Origin of the sequence: Escherichia sp. KCJ4928 (assembly GCF_004352695.1) — a bacterium.
GTDB lineage: Bacteria > Pseudomonadota > Gammaproteobacteria > Enterobacterales > Enterobacteriaceae > ECMA0423.
The window spans coordinates 1-16,117 of sequence record NZ_SJWV01000090.1 but is presented as its reverse complement, the minus strand read 5'-3'; the positions used below and the strand labels follow the sequence as shown (position 1 = coordinate 16,117).

19 protein-coding genes and 1 other RNA gene are annotated in these 16,117 nt (G+C 49.6%); 12 read left to right on the top strand and 8 right to left on the bottom strand.

The window, feature by feature from the left end:
* The first annotated feature begins 59 nt into the window (after positions 1-59).
* From E0D98_RS14120 to E0D98_RS14110, 3 genes are read left to right on the top strand one after another with little or no spacing between them, the layout of a single operon-like run.
* The gene (locus tag E0D98_RS14120) at positions 60-578 is read left to right on the top strand and encodes a YfiR family protein (protein WP_001212391.1); all 519 of its coding nucleotides are present in this window, start codon (positions 60-62) and stop codon (positions 576-578) included.
* Positions 568-1,794 (top strand): diguanylate cyclase DgcN, encoded by a 1,227-nt coding sequence (dgcN, locus tag E0D98_RS14115; RefSeq protein WP_000969032.1) that lies wholly within the window; start codon positions 568-570, stop codon positions 1,792-1,794. The genes E0D98_RS14120 and dgcN overlap by 11 nt, the downstream gene beginning before the upstream one ends.
* 15 nt (positions 1,795-1,809) lie before the next feature.
* On the top strand, positions 1,810-2,292 hold the full coding sequence (locus tag E0D98_RS14110; protein WP_000589828.1) for an OmpA family protein: 483 nt from the start codon (positions 1,810-1,812) through the stop codon (positions 2,290-2,292).
* A gap of 76 nt (positions 2,293-2,368) precedes the next feature.
* On the opposite strand, the gene rplS is transcribed toward E0D98_RS14110, so the two are convergent.
* The 5 genes from rplS to ffh all read right to left on the bottom strand — a co-directional run bounded on the left by rplS (position 2,369) and on the right by ffh (position 5,869).
* Positions 2,369-2,716, bottom strand: coding sequence for a 50S ribosomal protein L19 (gene rplS / locus E0D98_RS14105; RefSeq protein ID WP_000065253.1), 348 nt, complete (start codon positions 2,714-2,716; stop codon positions 2,369-2,371).
* 41 nt (positions 2,717-2,757) lie between these two features.
* Entirely contained in the window at positions 2,758-3,525 is a 768-nt protein-coding gene (gene trmD, locus E0D98_RS14100; RefSeq protein WP_000264777.1) for a tRNA (guanosine(37)-N1)-methyltransferase TrmD, read from the bottom strand.
* 30 nt (positions 3,526-3,555) lie between these two features.
* Positions 3,556-4,104 (bottom strand): ribosome maturation factor RimM, encoded by a 549-nt coding sequence (gene rimM, locus E0D98_RS14095; RefSeq protein WP_000043335.1) that lies wholly within the window; start codon positions 4,102-4,104, stop codon positions 3,556-3,558.
* 18 nt (positions 4,105-4,122) lie between these two features.
* Positions 4,123-4,371: a 30S ribosomal protein S16 gene (rpsP, locus tag E0D98_RS14090; protein WP_000256450.1), complete on the bottom strand. Its 249-nt coding sequence runs from the start codon at positions 4,369-4,371 to the stop codon at positions 4,123-4,125.
* A gap of 136 nt (positions 4,372-4,507) precedes the next feature.
* Positions 4,508-5,869 carry a signal recognition particle protein gene (ffh, locus tag E0D98_RS14085; RefSeq protein ID WP_000460035.1) on the bottom strand — a complete coding sequence of 454 codons (1,362 nt, stop codon included), beginning with the start codon at positions 5,867-5,869 and terminating at the stop codon, positions 4,508-4,510.
* A gap of 166 nt (positions 5,870-6,035) precedes the next feature.
* On the opposite strand from ffh, the gene E0D98_RS14080 reads away from it, so the two are divergent.
* The 3 genes from E0D98_RS14080 (at position 6,036) to E0D98_RS14070 (ending at position 8,862) form a co-directional block, all read left to right on the top strand.
* Positions 6,036-6,827, top strand: a complete 792-nt coding sequence (locus E0D98_RS14080; protein WP_001338897.1) for an inner membrane protein YpjD — start codon at positions 6,036-6,038, stop codon at positions 6,825-6,827.
* 20 nt (positions 6,828-6,847) lie between these two features.
* Positions 6,848-8,134 (top strand): HlyC/CorC family transporter, encoded by a 1,287-nt coding sequence (locus tag E0D98_RS14075; RefSeq protein WP_010723175.1) that lies wholly within the window; start codon positions 6,848-6,850, stop codon positions 8,132-8,134.
* A 122-nt stretch (positions 8,135-8,256) separates the two neighbouring features.
* The gene (locus E0D98_RS14070) at positions 8,257-8,862 is read left to right on the top strand and encodes a hypothetical protein (protein WP_001287917.1); all 606 of its coding nucleotides are present in this window, start codon (positions 8,257-8,259) and stop codon (positions 8,860-8,862) included.
* Between the two features lie 34 nt (positions 8,863-8,896).
* On the opposite strand, the gene grpE is transcribed toward E0D98_RS14070, so the two are convergent.
* Positions 8,897-9,487 carry a nucleotide exchange factor GrpE gene (gene grpE / locus E0D98_RS14065; RefSeq protein WP_001300112.1) on the bottom strand — a complete coding sequence of 197 codons (591 nt, stop codon included), beginning with the start codon at positions 9,485-9,487 and terminating at the stop codon, positions 8,897-8,899.
* 122 nt (positions 9,488-9,609) lie between these two features.
* Here grpE and nadK point away from each other — a divergent pair, with 122 nt between their 5' ends.
* The 3 genes from nadK to bamE all read left to right on the top strand — a co-directional run bounded on the left by nadK (position 9,610) and on the right by bamE (position 12,725).
* Entirely contained in the window at positions 9,610-10,488 is an 879-nt protein-coding gene (gene nadK / locus E0D98_RS14055; RefSeq protein WP_001059169.1) for an NAD(+) kinase, read from the top strand.
* 85 nt (positions 10,489-10,573) lie between these two features.
* The gene (recN, locus tag E0D98_RS14050; protein ID WP_047086987.1) at positions 10,574-12,235 is read left to right on the top strand and encodes a DNA repair protein RecN; all 1,662 of its coding nucleotides are present in this window, start codon (positions 10,574-10,576) and stop codon (positions 12,233-12,235) included.
* A 148-nt stretch (positions 12,236-12,383) separates the two neighbouring features.
* Entirely contained in the window at positions 12,384-12,725 is a 342-nt protein-coding gene (gene bamE, locus E0D98_RS14045; protein ID WP_001203437.1) for an outer membrane protein assembly factor BamE, read from the top strand.
* Positions 12,726-12,786: 61 nt separating this feature from the next.
* Here the strand turns inward: bamE and E0D98_RS14040 are convergent, their stop codons facing one another.
* Positions 12,787-13,077 carry an RnfH family protein gene (locus tag E0D98_RS14040; RefSeq protein WP_001117838.1) on the bottom strand — a complete coding sequence of 97 codons (291 nt, stop codon included), beginning with the start codon at positions 13,075-13,077 and terminating at the stop codon, positions 12,787-12,789.
* Positions 13,067-13,504: a type II toxin-antitoxin system toxin RatA gene (gene ratA, locus E0D98_RS14035; protein WP_001341638.1), complete on the bottom strand. Its 438-nt coding sequence runs from the start codon at positions 13,502-13,504 to the stop codon at positions 13,067-13,069. The genes E0D98_RS14040 and ratA overlap by 11 nt, the downstream gene beginning before the upstream one ends.
* Positions 13,505-13,674: 170 nt before the next feature.
* On the opposite strand from ratA, the gene smpB reads away from it, so the two are divergent.
* The 3 genes from smpB to E0D98_RS14020 form a co-directional block, all read left to right on the top strand.
* Positions 13,675-14,157 carry an SsrA-binding protein SmpB gene (smpB, locus tag E0D98_RS14030; protein ID WP_000162574.1) on the top strand — a complete coding sequence of 161 codons (483 nt, stop codon included), beginning with the start codon at positions 13,675-13,677 and terminating at the stop codon, positions 14,155-14,157.
* 214 nt (positions 14,158-14,371) lie between these two features.
* Positions 14,372-14,734, top strand: a transfer-messenger RNA (tmRNA) gene (gene ssrA, locus E0D98_RS14025).
* 166 nt (positions 14,735-14,900) lie between these two features.
* On the top strand, positions 14,901-16,117 hold a 1,217-nt coding region (locus E0D98_RS14020; RefSeq protein ID WP_131890711.1), incomplete at its 3' end, for an integrase domain-containing protein.

The window sequence follows — 16,117 nt, the reverse complement described above, 5'->3', positions numbered from 1 at the left end:
TAATGAGCATTCTGAAAAAATATCGATGCATTTCGAGCGAAGATGGTGGGGATCCCTGAATGCGTTTTTCTCACCGACTGTTCTTACTTCTGATTCTCCTGCTGACGGGAGCACCAATACTCGCTCAGGAGCCTTCTGACGTTGCGAAAAACGTGCGTATGATGGTTTCCGGTATTGTCAGTTACACCCGCTGGCCTGCGCTATCAGGGCCACCAAAGTTATGTATCTTTTCATCTTCACGTTTTAGTACCGCCCTACAAGAGAATGCCGCGACATCTTTGCCTTATCTGCCTGTCATCATTCACACTCAACAAGAGGCGATGATTTCAGGCTGCAATGGTTTTTATTTTGGCAACGAGTCACCGACATTCCAGATGGAATTAACCGAACAATATCCGTCAAAGGCGTTATTATTAATTGCCGAACAAAATACCGAGTGCATTATTGGTAGCGCCTTTTGTCTGATCATCCACAATAATGACGTCAGATTTGCCGTAAACCTGGATGCCTTATCGCGTAGCGGTGTAAAGGTCAACCCGGATGTCTTAATGCTCGCACGGAAGAAAAATGATGGATAACGATAATTCTCTTAATAAGCGCCCCACGTTTAAAAGAGCATTACGCAACATCAGTATGACCAGCATATTTATCACTATGATGCTGATCTGGTTGCTGCTTTCCGTGACCTCGGTGCTGACCCTGAAACAGTACGCGCAAAAAAACCTGGCACTGACAGCAGCAACAATGACTTACAGTCTGGAAGCAGCTGTCGTTTTTGCCGATGGCCCTGCAGCAACTGAAACACTGGCAGCGCTGGGCCAGCAAGGGCAATTTTCAACTGCAGAAGTACGTGATAAGCAGCAAAATATTCTGGCGTCCTGGCATTACACCCGTAAGGATCCAGGCGATACTTTCAGCAATTTCATAAGCCACTGGCTCTTCCCCGCCCCCATCATTCAGCCGATTCGTCACAATGGTGAAACCATTGGCGAAGTACGCTTAACCGCTCGCGACAGTTCAATCAGCCATTTTATCTGGTTTTCGCTCGCCGTACTGACCGGTTGTATTCTGCTGGCATCAGGCATCGCAATTACCCTCACCCGCCATTTGCACAATGGCCTGGTAGAAGCGCTGAAAAATATCACCGATGTCGTACATGATGTGCGTTCCAACCGCAATTTTTCCCGACGAGTTTCGGAAGAACGTATCGCTGAGTTTCACCGCTTCGCTCTCGACTTCAACAGTCTGCTGGATGAAATGGAAGAGTGGCAGCTTCGTTTACAGGCCAAAAATGCGCAGCTTCTGCGTACCGCGCTACATGACCCATTAACCGGGCTGGCTAACCGCGCAGCGTTTCGTAGCGGCATCAATACGTTGATGAACAATTCCGATGCCCGAAAAACGTCGGCGTTACTATTTCTTGATGGCGATAATTTCAAATATATCAATGATACCTGGGGTCATGCGACGGGCGATAGAGTCTTGATTGAAATCGCAAAACGGTTAGCTGAATTTGGCGGGCTGCGACATAAAGCATACCGCCTGGGCGGCGATGAATTCGCTATGGTGCTCTATGATGTACAGTCGGAATCTGAAGTGCAGCAGATATGCTCAGCACTGACACAAATCTTTAATCTCCCGTTTGATCTTCATAATGGCCATCAGACCACCATGACATTAAGCATTGGTTACGCGATGACCATTGAGCACGCCTCTGCGGAAAAATTACAAGAGCTTGCCGATCACAATATGTATCAGGCCAAACACCAGCGTGCCGAAAAGCTGGTGAGATAACAAGGATATATCGATATGATAAAGCACCTGGTAGCACCCCTGATTTTCACCTCACTAATACTGACTGGCTGCCAGTCCCCTCAGGGAAAGTTTACTCCTGAGCAAGTCGCCGCTATGCAATCTTATGGATTTACTGAATCCGCCGGCGACTGGTCGCTGGGCTTATCAGATGCCATTCTGTTCGCAAAAAATGACTACAAATTGCTCCCGGAAAGCCAGCAACAGATCCAAACCATGGCAGCCAAATTGGCCTCGACAGGGCTAACACATGCCCGTATGGATGGACACACCGATAACTATGGTGAAGACAGTTACAACGAAGGCTTATCATTGAAACGGGCGAATGTCGTGGCCGATGCATGGGCTATGGGTGGACAAATTCCACGCAGCAATCTCACCACACAGGGTTTAGGAAAAAAATATCCCATAGCCAGTAACAAGACCGCCCAGGGCCGCGCCGAGAACCGCCGCGTCGCAGTGGTGATTACAACCCCTTAAAACACGAGCAAACAGACAAAAAAAGGGCCAGCCAATTGGCCAGCCCTTCTTAACAGGATGTCGCTTAAGCGAAATCTTAGTTAAGACGCTCTTTGATACGAGCAGCCTTACCAGTACGCTCACGCAGGTAGTACAGTTTAGCTTTACGAACAGCACCACGACGTTTGACAGAAATGCTGTCAACTACCGGAGAGTGAGTCTGGAAGACACGCTCAACGCCTTCGCCGTTGGAAATTTTACGAACAGTGAATGCAGAGTGCAGACCGCGGTTACGAATAGCGATAACCACGCCCTCGAATGCCTGCAGACGTTTTTTGGAACCTTCAACAACCCATACTTTCACTTCCACGGTATCACCCGGACGGAAGGAAGGTACGTCCTGCTTCATCTGCTCTTGTTCAAGTTGCTTAATAATGTTGCTCATAATTTAATCTCTTATCCTGGGTAAACTGATATCTCGGGGGCTTACGCCATCCCATCATGTTTATGTTGCTGTTGTGCGTGTTCCGTTTTGAACTCCGCCAGCAACCTTGCTTGCTCTTCAGTCAGAGCCAGGTTTTCCAGAAGTTCAGGTCTTCTAAGCCAGGTACGGCCCAGCGACTGTTTCAAACGCCAGCGACGTATCTCGGCATGGTTGCCCGACAGTAACACTGGCGGAACTTCCATCCCTTCTAACACCTCAGGCCGCGTATAGTGCGGGCAATCCAGCAATCCTTCAGCAAAGGAATCTTCCGTTGCCGAGGCTTCATGTCCCAGTACTCCCGGAATAAACCGGGAAACGGAGTCAATCAGCGTCATTGCTGGTAACTCACCACCACTGAGAACGTAATCGCCGATTGACCATTCTTCGTCAATTTCGGTTTGGATCACGCGCTCATCTATACCTTCGTAGCGACCGCACACCAGAATCAATTTTTGATTCGTTGCCAGTTCGCTGACGCCCGCTTGATCAAGCTTGCGTCCCTGTGGTGACAGATAAATCACCTTTGCGCCTTCACCCGCCGCGGCTTTTGCTGCATGAATGGCGTCCCGCAAGGGTTGCACCATCATTAACATCCCCGGTCCGCCGCCGTAAGGACGATCGTCCACGGTACGGTGCCGGTCATGCGTGAAGTCGCGAGGACTCCAACTCTGGATGCTCAGCAGGCCATTTTTAACTGCCCGGCCAGTTACCCCGTAATCGGTAATTGCGCGGAACATTTCAGGAAACAGGCTAATTATGCCAATCCACATAGCGCCGTCTTTTACCGTTTATCCGGTGGTTTAAAAACCAGGATCCCAATCTACTTCGATTGAACGAGTAGTGAGATCGACTTTCTTGATAACCTGCCCATCGAGGAACGGTACGAGACGTTCCTTGATACCAAACGCATCTTTCAGGTTTGCCTTAATGACGAGAACGTCATTAGATCCGGTTTCCATCATATCGACGACTTTACCGAGATCGTAGCCTTCAGTGGTTACTACCTGGCAGCCCATCAGGTCTTTCCAGTAGTAGTCCCCCTCTTCAAGCTGAGGCAGCTGCGATGAATCCACGACAATTTCACAATTCGTCAGCAGGTTCGCCGCATCACGATCGTCAACGCCTTTCAGCTTGATGATCATGTCCTGATTGTGGTGCTTCCAGCTTTCCAGTTGGACTTGCTGCCACTGACCCGCCTTCTGGATAAACCAGGGCTGATAGTCAAAAATGCTTTCGGCGTCTTCGGTGGAAGAAAACACTCTGAGCCACCCACGAATACCGTAAGACGAACCCATTTTCCCCAAAACGATGGGATCAACAGGTGCTTGCGCGGTGAGTTGTTTGCTCATCATGACCACCGTGACAGATTAAGCTGCTTTGTTTACTTCTTTGATCAGCGCAGCAACGCGATCAGAAATAGTTGCGCCCTGGCCAACCCAGTGAGCGATGCGATCCAGATCCAGGCGAGTGCCTTCTTCTTTTTCGCTAGCGATTGGGTTGAAGAAACCAACGCGCTCGATGAAGCGACCGTTGCGTGCATTACGGCTGTCAGCGACAACAACCTGGTAGAACGGACGCTTTTTAGCGCCGTGACGTGCTAAACGAATAGTTACCATAACATCCTCTTGTGTGAATAAAACAACCGGACCCCATCGAGGAACGGAGTCCGGTGTCATATTAAAAGCCCGAAAATTTTACTGATTTCTGGAGAAAATGCAATCAGCAGTTAATAACTCTGTCGCATAAGGTCATTTAGCGACCAGGAAATCCCGGCGGCATCATCCCCTTCATGCTTCTCATCATCTTCGCCATTCCGCCTTTCTTCATTTTCTTCATCATGCGCTGCATGTCGTCGAACTGCTTCAGAAGGCGGTTCACGTCCTGCACCTGCATACCGCAACCGGCAGCGATACGACGCTTACGCGAACCTTTGATGATTTCTGGCTTAGCGCGCTCTTTCATCGTCATCGAGTTGATGATGGCTTCCATACGCACCAGCACTTTATCGTCCATCTGCGACTTAACATTATCCGGGATCTGCCCCATGCCCGGCAGCTTGCCCATCAGGCTAGCCATGCCGCCCATATTTTTCATCTGGCGCAGTTGCTCAAGAAAATCGTTGAGATCGAAGCCGTCGCCTTTTTTCAGCTTGCTGGCTAATTTCTCTGCCTGCGCGCGGTCAACTTTGCTTTCGATATCTTCGATCAGCGACAGTACGTCGCCCATGCCGAGAATACGCGACGCGATGCGGTCCGGATGGAACGGCTCCAGCGCCTCAGTTTTCTCGCCAACACCGAGAAACTTGATCGGTTTGCCAGTGATGTGACGAATAGAGAGCGCCGCACCGCCGCGGGCATCGCCGTCCACTTTGGTCAACACTACGCCGGTAAGCGGTAACGCTTCATTGAATGCTTTTGCCGTATTGGCCGCATCCTGACCGGTCATGGCGTCAACCACAAACAGGGTTTCAACCGGGTTAATCGACGCATGGACTTGTTTGATCTCGTCCATCATCGCTTCGTCAACGTGCAGACGACCAGCGGTATCCACCAGCAGCACGTCGTAGAATTTCAGTTTGGCTTCTTTCAGCGCCGCGTTAACGATATCTACCGGCTTCTGACCAACATCAGAAGGGAAGAAATCAACGCCCACCTGCTCTGCCAGCGTCTCAAGCTGTTTGATTGCCGCCGGGCGATAAACGTCGGCAGAAACCACCAGCACTTTCTTCTTGTGCTTCTCGCGCAGGAACTTACCGAGTTTACCAACGCTGGTTGTTTTACCGGCACCTTGCAGGCCCGCCATCAGCACGACCGCAGGCGGTTGCGCCGCCAGGTTCAGGGTCTGGTTCTCTTCGCCCATCGCCGCAACCAGTTCGTTACGGACGATTTTGACGAACTCCTGCCCCGGCGTCAGGCTCTTATTAACTTCATGACCAACCGCTTTCTCTTTTACGCGATTGATAAACTCACGCACTACCGGCAGAGCGACGTCCGCCTCCAGCAGCGCCATGCGCACTTCGCGCAGCGTATCTTTTACGTTGTCTTCAGTGAGGCGTCCACGGCCACTGATATTGCGCAGCGTGCGCGACAAACGATCGGTTAAATTATCAAACATTGTCTCTCGCCTGGGGTGGAAACGGTTGGCCGCAATCGCGACACATCATCAGTATTTTGCCGCAGTATAACATGAAGGCGTCTTTGTTGTTATGCAACGGTTGGAGCAGCGTTCACCTGACGCTATACTGCTTCTCTTTCTTATTGCTCAAACTGTCGACATCACTATGCCCGTTTTTGCTCTGCTCGCGCTTGTCGCCTACTCCGTCAGTCTTGCGCTGATTGTTCCCGGTCTGCTGCAAAAAAACGGCGGCTGGCGGCGCATGGCTATTATTTCTGCGGTCATTGCGCTGGTCTGCCACGCAATCGCTCTGGAAGCCCGCATCCTGCCCGACGGTGATAGCGGACAAAACCTCAGCCTGCTGAACGTTGGTTCATTGGTCAGTTTGATGATCTGTACGGTAATGACCATTGTGGCTTCTCGCAATCGTGGCTGGTTGCTGCTACCCATTGTCTATGCCTTTGCGCTTATCAACCTGGCGCTGGCGACCTTCATGCCCAATGAATACATCACCCATCTGGAAGCAACGCCTGGGATGCTGGTGCACATTGGCTTATCGCTCTTTTCCTATGCCACGCTAATTATCGCCGCCCTGTACGCGCTGCAACTGGCGTGGATTGATTACCAACTGAAGAACAAGAAGCTGGCATTTAACCAGGAAATGCCGCCATTGATGAGTATCGAGCGTAAAATGTTCCACATCACGCAGATTGGCGTGGTGCTGCTAACGCTCACGCTTTGCACTGGCCTGTTCTACATGCACAACCTATTTAGCATGGAAAATATCGACAAGGCTGTGCTCTCTATCGTGGCGTGGTTTGTCTATATTGTGCTGCTGTGGGGACATTACCATGAAGGATGGCGTGGACGCCGCGTCGTCTGGTTTAACGTTGCGGGCGCGGTAATTCTGACACTGGCCTACTTCGGCAGCCGAATTGTCCAGCAGTTAATCAGCTAAACCCAGAAAAGGAGTTTCCCCTGGAACACATTTCTACTACTACGTTGATCATTATTCTGATCATCATGGTGGTCATTTCAGCCTATTTTTCCGGGTCCGAAACCGGAATGATGACCCTCAACCGCTATCGTCTGCGACATATGGCGAAACAGGGTAATCGCTCGGCCAAACGCGTCGAAAAATTGCTGCGTAAGCCAGACCGCCTGATAAGCCTGGTGTTAATCGGCAATAACCTGGTCAATATTCTTGCCTCCGCGCTCGGCACTATTGTTGGGATGCGTTTGTACGGCGATGCGGGCGTGGCAATTGCGACTGGAGTGCTGACTTTTGTCGTACTGGTATTTGCTGAGGTATTGCCGAAAACCATTGCCGCGCTGTACCCGGAAAAAGTCGCTTACCCGAGTAGTTTTCTGCTGGCTCCGCTGCAAATTTTGATGATGCCGCTGGTCTGGTTGCTGAATGCTATCACCCGTATGCTGATGCGCATGATGGGTATCAAAACCGATATCGTGGTTAGCGGCTCTTTGAGCAAAGAAGAGTTGCGCACTATCGTGCACGAATCACGCTCACAAATTTCCCGTCGCAATCAGGATATGCTGCTGTCGGTGCTCGATCTGGAAAAAATGACCGTTGATGACATCATGGTGCCGCGCAGTGAAATTATCGGTATTGATATCAACGATGACTGGAAATCGATTCTGCGCCAACTCTCCCACTCACCTCACGGGCGCATCGTGCTCTACCGTGATTCGCTGGACGACGCCATCAGTATGCTGCGAGTACGTGAAGCCTGGCGGTTGATGTCGGAGAAAAAAGAGTTCACCAAAGAAACCATGCTGCGCGCCGCGGACGAGATCTATTTTGTGCCGGAAGGTACGCCGCTCAGCACGCAGTTGGTAAAGTTTCAGCGCAACAAAAAGAAAGTCGGCCTGGTCGTCAACGAGTATGGCGACATTCAGGGGCTGGTGACGGTTGAAGATATTCTGGAAGAGATTGTCGGCGATTTCACTACGTCGATGTCGCCAACACTTGCCGAAGAGGTCACGCCGCAAAACGACGGTTCGGTGATTATCGATGGCACCGCCAACGTGCGGGAAATCAACAAAGCCTTTAACTGGCATCTACCGGAAGATGATGCCCGCACGGTTAATGGCGTCATTCTTGAGGCACTGGAAGAGATCCCTGTCGCAGGCACCCGCGTGCGTATTGGCGAGTACGATATAGATATTCTCGACGTACAGGACAATATGATTAAGCAGGTAAAAGTTTTTCCTGTGAAACCGCTGCGCGAGAGTGTGGCGGAGTAACGCAATGGCGAACTCCGGTTCGCCTTTTTTTTATCGCCGTCTTTTAGGATTCCATCAATTCCTGTCATTTACTTAGCAATGTAATAATGTCTTTTCAAGCATTCGGAAAGGATATTGATGTTATGTCAGAAGATTATGTAATTGAATGGGATAAGGATTTTGCAGACGATCTCAACGTCGTCGCCAGCGTTTTTTTACAGCACACCCCAACCTTATGGCCCACTATTTTCTCTCAACTTTCGACGCAACCTGAAATCTTTGAAGACGAAGATGAAGACGAATATGGATTGCAGGACGTTCTCGATTGCAGTGGTGGCGATCTCGGGAATCGTGACCTGGCGCAGGCATTTTTACAGGTTCTACGCGGTGAAGGATTAATTCAACTCGTTGACTGGAAAGGTGAAGATGAAGAAGGTGAGCTGGCTAATTTTGCTGCAGATCGCTTTTATGAGCTCACAAAAAACCTGATAGCTTCTGAGGAATTAAGGAGTCTTCTTGTCGAAATAACCCAAGAGGATGAAATCTCCGATGTCTGTGAAGCCGGAGACCGCTACCTTGACGAAATCTTTGAACGCATCCAAACCGAACTCAATAAAAGGGGCTTTCAGATTTTTGATCTGAATGAAGGATCTGACACCTATAACGTGGTCGTTCTGCCAATGAACGAATATAAAAAAATAGATGATTTCAACACGCCGTGGCTGGAAGTACAGGATTTTTTAAGCTAAAAAAATGGCCGACTTCGCGTCGGCCATCAGATATTTACTTCGCCTTCGCTACAGTAACCATCGCCGCACGAATCGTACGACCATTCAGCGTATAACCCTTCTGCATAATGCCGAGTACGTTACCTGGCGCAACGTCATCAGATTCCACCATTGCGATAGCCTGATGCACATTCGGGTCCAGCGGCACGTTAGTTTCGGCGATCACTTCAACACCAAACTTACGCACAACATCCAGCATCGACTTCAGCGTCAGCTCAATGCCTTCAACCATCGCAGACATATCCGGGTTAGCTTTATCAGCCACTTCCAGCGCACGATCCAGGCTATCAATCACCGGCAGCAATTCGTTGATGAATTTCTCCAGCGCGAATTTGTGGGCTTTTTCAATATCCAGTTCAGTACGACGACGCAGGTTTTCCATTTCGGCTTTTACACGCAAAATGCCGTCACGTTCACGGGTCTGGGCTTCAGCCAGCTGAGCTTCGAGATTCGCAATTTTTTCATCGCGCGGATCCACCTGCTCAGCAGAAGCTTCTGGCTCAACTGCCTCAATCTCTTCGTGCTGATCCATGATAATTTCTTCCGGGGCTTGCCCCTCAGGCGTTTTCTGTTCTTTACTACTCATGAATTTCTCCGCGTTTTTTTCGCATTCACCTCGCTAACTTCGCTTATTATGGGGATCAGTTTCAGGGTTTCAAGGGAAGCACTCACATTGTCATCAATCTTCGCAACAAGGACCTCGGAAAAATGAATAATCATTTCAAGTGTATTGGCATTGTGGGACACCCACGGCACCCTACTGCACTGACAACACATGAAATGCTCTACCGCTGGCTGTGCACAAAAGGTTACGAGGTCATCGTTGAGCAACAAATCGCTCACGAACTGCAACTGAAGAATGTGAAAACTGGCACGCTCGCGGAGATTGGGCAACTAGCTGATCTCGCGGTAGTCGTTGGTGGCGACGGTAATATGCTGGGCGCGGCGCGCACACTCGCCCGTTACGATATTAAAGTTATTGGAATCAACCGTGGCAACCTGGGTTTCTTGACTGACCTTGACCCCGATAACGCCCAGCAACAGTTAGCCGATGTGCTGGAAGGCCACTACATCAGCGAGAAACGTTTTTTGCTGGAAGCGCAAGTCTGTCAGCAAGATTGCCAGAAACGCATCAGCACCGCGATAAATGAAGTGGTGCTTCATCCAGGCAAAGTGGCGCATATGATTGAGTTCGAAGTGTATATCGACGAGATCTTTGCGTTTTCTCAGCGATCTGATGGACTAATTATTTCGACGCCAACAGGCTCCACCGCCTATTCCCTCTCTGCAGGCGGTCCTATTCTGACCCCCTCTCTGGATGCGATTACCCTGGTGCCCATGTTCCCGCATACGTTGTCAGCACGACCACTGGTCATAAACAGCAGCAGCACGATCCGTCTGCGTTTTTCGCATCGCCGTAACGACCTGGAAATCAGTTGCGACAGCCAGATAGCACTGCCGATTCAGGAAGGTGAAGATGTCCTGATTCGTCGCTGTGATTACCATCTGAATCTGATTCATCCGAAAGATTACAGTTATTTCAACACATTAAGCACCAAGCTCGGCTGGTCAAAAAAATTATTCTAATTTTACGCCAGCCTCTTTACTGTATATAAAACCAGTTTATACTGTACACAATAACAGTAATGGTTTTTCATACAGGAAAACGACTATGTTGGCACAACTGACCATCAGCAACTTTGCTATCGTTCGTGAGCTTGAGATTGATTTTCATAGCGGCATGACCGTAATAACTGGCGAGACCGGCGCGGGTAAATCTATTGCAATAGATGCCCTCGCTCTTTGTCTCGGTGGTCGCGCTGAAGCCGACATGGTGCGTACCGGCGCTGCTCGCGCTGACCTGTGCGCCCGTTTTTCTCTGAAAGATACGCCAGCGGCTCTGCGCTGGCTGGAAGAAAACCAGCTTGAAGACGGGCATGAATGTTTGCTTCGTCGCGTGCTCAGCAGCGATGGTCGCTCCCGTGGTTTCATCAACGGTACAGCTGTTCCTCTGTCACAACTGCGCGAACTGGGTCAGTTGCTGATTCAGATCCATGGTCAGCACGCTCATCAGTTACTCACCAAACCCGAGCACCAAAAGTTCCTGCTTGATGGCTATGCCAATGAAACCTCTCTACTCCAGGAAATGACAGCACGTTATCAGTTGTGGCATCAAAGCTGCCGTGACCTCGCGCATCATCAACAGTTAAGTCAGGAACGCGCTGCCCGTGCGGAACTGCTGCAATACCAATTAAAAGAACTTAACGAATTTAATCCGCAGCCCGGAGAGTTTGAACAAATCGACGAAGAGTACAAACGTCTGGCGAACAGCGGTCAATTGCTGACCACCAGCCAGAATGCATTGGCATTAATGGCCGACGGTGAAGACGCAAACCTGCAAAGTCAGCTTTACACGGCTAAACAACTGGTGAGCGAATTGATTGGCATGGACAGCAAACTGTCCGGCGTACTTGATATGCTGGAAGAAGCTACCATCCAGATTGCTGAAGCCAGCGATGAACTGCGCCACTACTGCGATCGTCTGGATCTCGATCCCAACCGACTATTTGAACTTGAACAGCGCATCTCAAAACAGATTTCGCTGGCACGTAAACATCACGTCAGCCCTGAGGCATTGCCACAGTATTACCAGTCGCTACTGGAAGAACAGCAGCAACTGGACGATCAGGCCGACTCACAAGAAACGCTTGCGCTGGCGGTAACGAAACATCATCAGCAGGCACTGGAAATCGCGCGCGCATTACACCAACAACGCCAGCAATATGCAGAAGAACTTGCACAGCTGATCACCGACAGTATGCATGCGCTCTCAATGCCGCATGGGCAGTTTACGATCGATGTTAAATTTGACGAGCATCACCTGGGCGCTGACGGTGCCGATCGTATTGAGTTTCGGGTAACCACCAACCCAGGTCAGCCAATGCAGCCTATTGCCAAAGTCGCATCCGGTGGTGAATTGTCCCGCATCGCACTGGCAATCCAGGTCATCACGGCGCGTAAAATGGAAACCCCGGCACTGATTTTTGATGAAGTGGATGTAGGGATTAGCGGTCCAACAGCGGCAGTTGTCGGCAAACTGCTGCGTCAACTCGGCGAATCAACTCAGGTGATGTGTGTTACCCACCTGCCACAAGTCGCGGGATGTGGTCATCAACACTATTTTGTCAGCAAAGAAACCGATGGTGCGATGACAGAAACGCATATGCAATCCCTGAATAAAAAAGCGCGGTTACAAGAGCTGGCGCGCCTGCTTGGTGGCAGTGAAGTCACACGTAATACACTGGCGAATGCGAAAGAACTGCTTGCAGCGTAAACTTTTTTCCTGCTTCACGGTCAGAGTAAACAGCAAAACGCCGTAAGACCGGAAAGCAAAAGGTTTTAAAGTGATGAAAGGTCTATTATCATCGGCATATTACAGATGAGCCACGTACTGCTCGGGCCCGAAAAGGAATCAAATCACTATGCGCTGTAAAACGCTGACTGCTGCAGCAGCAGTACTATTGATGTTGACCGCAGGCTGTTCCACTCTGGAGCGAGTGGTTTACCGTCCTGACATCAACCAGGGGAACTATCTGACCGCTAACGACGTATCCAAAATACGTGTTGGCATGACGCAACAACAAGTTGCGTACGCATTGGGTACACCGCTGATGTCCGATCCATTTGGTACGAATACCTGGTTCTATGTCTTCCGCCAGCAACCAGGTCATGAAGGTGTAACGCAGCAAACGCTGACGCTGACCTTTAACAGTAGCGGTGTGTTGACCAATATTGATAACAAACCTGCGCTGAGTGGTAACTAATAATAAAGTTGCTCTCAAAGACGTTAAAAAAGGTGCTCAATGAGCACCTTTTTTCTGTCTGTTATTTATTCGCTGATTTTTCTGCTCGTTGCCTGCGAAGCTCTTTCGGATCGGCAATGAGAGGGCGATAAATCTCCACCCGATCGCCATCATGCACACTATCGCTTAGTTTTGCCGGACGGCTGTAAATGCCGACTTTGTTTTTAGTTAAATCGATATCGGTACGCAATTCCAGCAAGCCACTGGCGCGAATAGCTTCTTCAACCGTCGCGCCCTCCTGCAGCGTCACGCGCTGCAGGTACTGCTTCTCAGGTAGCGCATAAGCCACCTCAACGGCAATTTTACCTGGCACTGTAAACCTCTTTCGCACGAACCGTAAAAGCCTGGACCATATTAGACGCCAGCTCTTTAAACACGCGACCAAAGGCGAGTTCAATCAACTTATTGGTAAACTCAAAGTCGAGATGAAACTCGATACGACACGCCTCCTGGCTCAGCGGCGTAAACTTCCATCCACCAATCAATTTCTTGAACGGCCCATCCACCAGATTCATAAGAATACTTTGGTTACTGGTCAACTGGTTGCGGGTAGTAAACGTTTTGCTGATCCCAGCCTTAGAGACATCTACCGCCGCAGTCATCTGCCCAGGAGTGGACTCCAGAATCCGACTTCCGGTACAACCCGGCAAAAACTGAGGATAAGACTGAACGTCATTCACTAACTGATACATTTGCTCCGCGCTGTAGGGTACCAGTGCGGTCCGGCTAATCTGAGGCATAACAATTTCCATCAACAAAAATCCAACAAATAATATCATTTATCCTGCTGTAAAAAAAACGCTATCCCGGCGCTGGGTAACATCGGGTTCATGCTAAGATAGAGCCTTGTCCCCCGCAGGATTGATATGGGGTGTTTTCGATTTCAGATTACCGATGATTCACGACGCTTATGACGAAGAAAAAAGCACATAAACCTGGTTCAGCGACCATCGCGCTTAACAAGCGCGCCCGTCACGAATACTTTATCGAAGAAGAGTTCGAAGCGGGACTTGCCCTGCAAGGCTGGGAGGTTAAATCCCTGCGCGCAGGAAAAGCCAATATCAGCGACAGCTACGTCCTTCTGCGTGACGGAGAGGCATTTCTGTTTGGCGCTAACATCACGCCAATGGCCGTGGCCTCCACGCATGTGGTGTGCGATCCTACCCGTACCCGCAAGTTACTTCTCAACCAGCGCGAACTGGACTCATTGTACGGTCGCGTCAATCGAGAAGGCTATACCGTAGTGGCGCTCTCCCTGTACTGGAAAAATGCCTGGTGCAAAGTGAAAATCGGCGTCGCCAAAGGTAAAAAACAGCACGATAAACGTTCAGATATCAAAGAACGCGAATGGCAGGTGGATAAAGCACGTATCATGAAAAACGCCCACCGTTAAACCTGCACTCCAATTATTGACCAGTTCCTCACCGCGCCTCCCTCTCCGGCGGCGCGAATGAACATCTTATTGGCTATCACATCCGACACAAATGTTGCCATCCCATTGCTTAATCGAATAAAAATCAGGCTACATGGGTGCTAAATCTTTAACGATAACGCCATTGAGGCTGGTCATGGCGCTCATAAATCTGGTATACTTACCTTTACACATTGGGGCTGATTCTGGATTCGACGGGATTTGCGAAACCCAAGGTGCATGCCGAGGGGCGGTTGGCCTCGTAAAAAGCCGCAAAAAATAGTCGCAAACGACGAAAACTACGCTTTAGCAGCTTAATAACCTGCTTAGAGCCCTCTCTCCCTAGCCTCCGCTCTTAGGACGGGGATCAAGAGAGGTCAAACCCAAAAGAGATCGCGTGGAAGCCCTGCCTGGGGTTGAAGCGTTAAAACTTAATCAGGCTAGTTTGTTAGTGGCGTGTCCGTCCGCAGCTGGCAAGCGAATGTAAAGACTGACTAAGCATGTAGTACCGAGGATGTAGGAATTTCGGACGCGGGTTCAACTCCCGCCAGCTCCACCAAATATTGATGTACTGAAGTTCAGTAAAGTCTACTAAGCCCGCACAGCACAAGCTCTGCGGGCTTTTTTACGTCTATTGTAGTCTAGTGAGAATTGCTGAGAACTACGAGTTATGGCACCCTGAATGGGACCCACGAAGATGGGTCCTAAAATCGAGGGTCCCAAACATGGCCAAAATCGCTAAGAAGCTCACTGACACTGAAATCAAAAGCACCAAACCTGCCGAAAAAGAGGTTAACCTTTTTGACGGCGATGGTTTGCTGTTGCGAATCGCTCCCCTGGCGAAGGGAGGGAAGAAAAATTGGTATTTCAGATATGCAGTGCCTGTGACCAAAAAGCGAACTAAGGTGAGCTTAGGAACCTATCCTCACCTTACACTTGCGAAGGCACGAGCTTTACGTGATGAATACTTGTCGTTGCTTACAAATGGTATAGACCCCCAAGTTCATAACAACCAAAAAGCCAATGCACTGAAAGATGCCACGGAACATACATTTCAAGCAGTAGCCAAGAAGTGGCTTGATGAGAAAGTCAAAACGTCAGGCATCTCCCAAGATCATGCTAACGACATCTGGCGAAGCCTAGAGAGAAATATCTTTTCCACATTGGGTGATACCCCAATTAAGGAGATTCGCCCTAAAATGCTTAAACAGCATTTAGAACCCATAGAAAAACGAGGTGTCCTTGAAACACTTCGCCGCATCATATCCCGCCTGAATGAAATTTTCCGCTATGCAGCAACAGAAGAACTCATAGAATTCAACCCGGCAGACAACCTGGGGCAACGGTTCAGCAAGCCAAAAAAACAGAATATGCCAGCATTACCCCCTTCCGAACTCCCTCGCTTCTTGGTTGCTCTAAACAATGCTTCTATCCGTTTGGAAACAAGGCTACTGATTGAGTGGCAACTTCTCACATGGGTTCGCCCAGGTGAAGCTGTTCGCACAAGATGGTCAGATATTGATATTGAAACTGGCATGTGGAACATCCCGGCGGAGTTTATGAAAATGAAGAAGCCTCACAAAGTTCCACTGAGCAAAGAAGCTTTGCGAGTTTTGGATTTAATGAAAGTCATCAGCGGGCATAGAGAGTGGGTGTTCCCCAGTATCAAAGCTCCACTCAATCACATGCATGAACAAACAGCTAATGCGGCCATAATCCGTATGGGTTTCGGAGGTGAGCTTGTAGCTCACGGTATGCGATCCATTGCTAGAACGGCTGCTGAGGAGTCTGGCAAGTTTAGGACTGATGTCTTAGAAGCCGCCCTTGCCCACTCGAAGAAAGATGAAATAATTGCAGCCTACAATCGTGCAGAGTATCTCACTGAACGGGTGGTTCTCATGCAATGGTGGAGTGACTATGTTTCGTCTCAAAAATGCAAAGT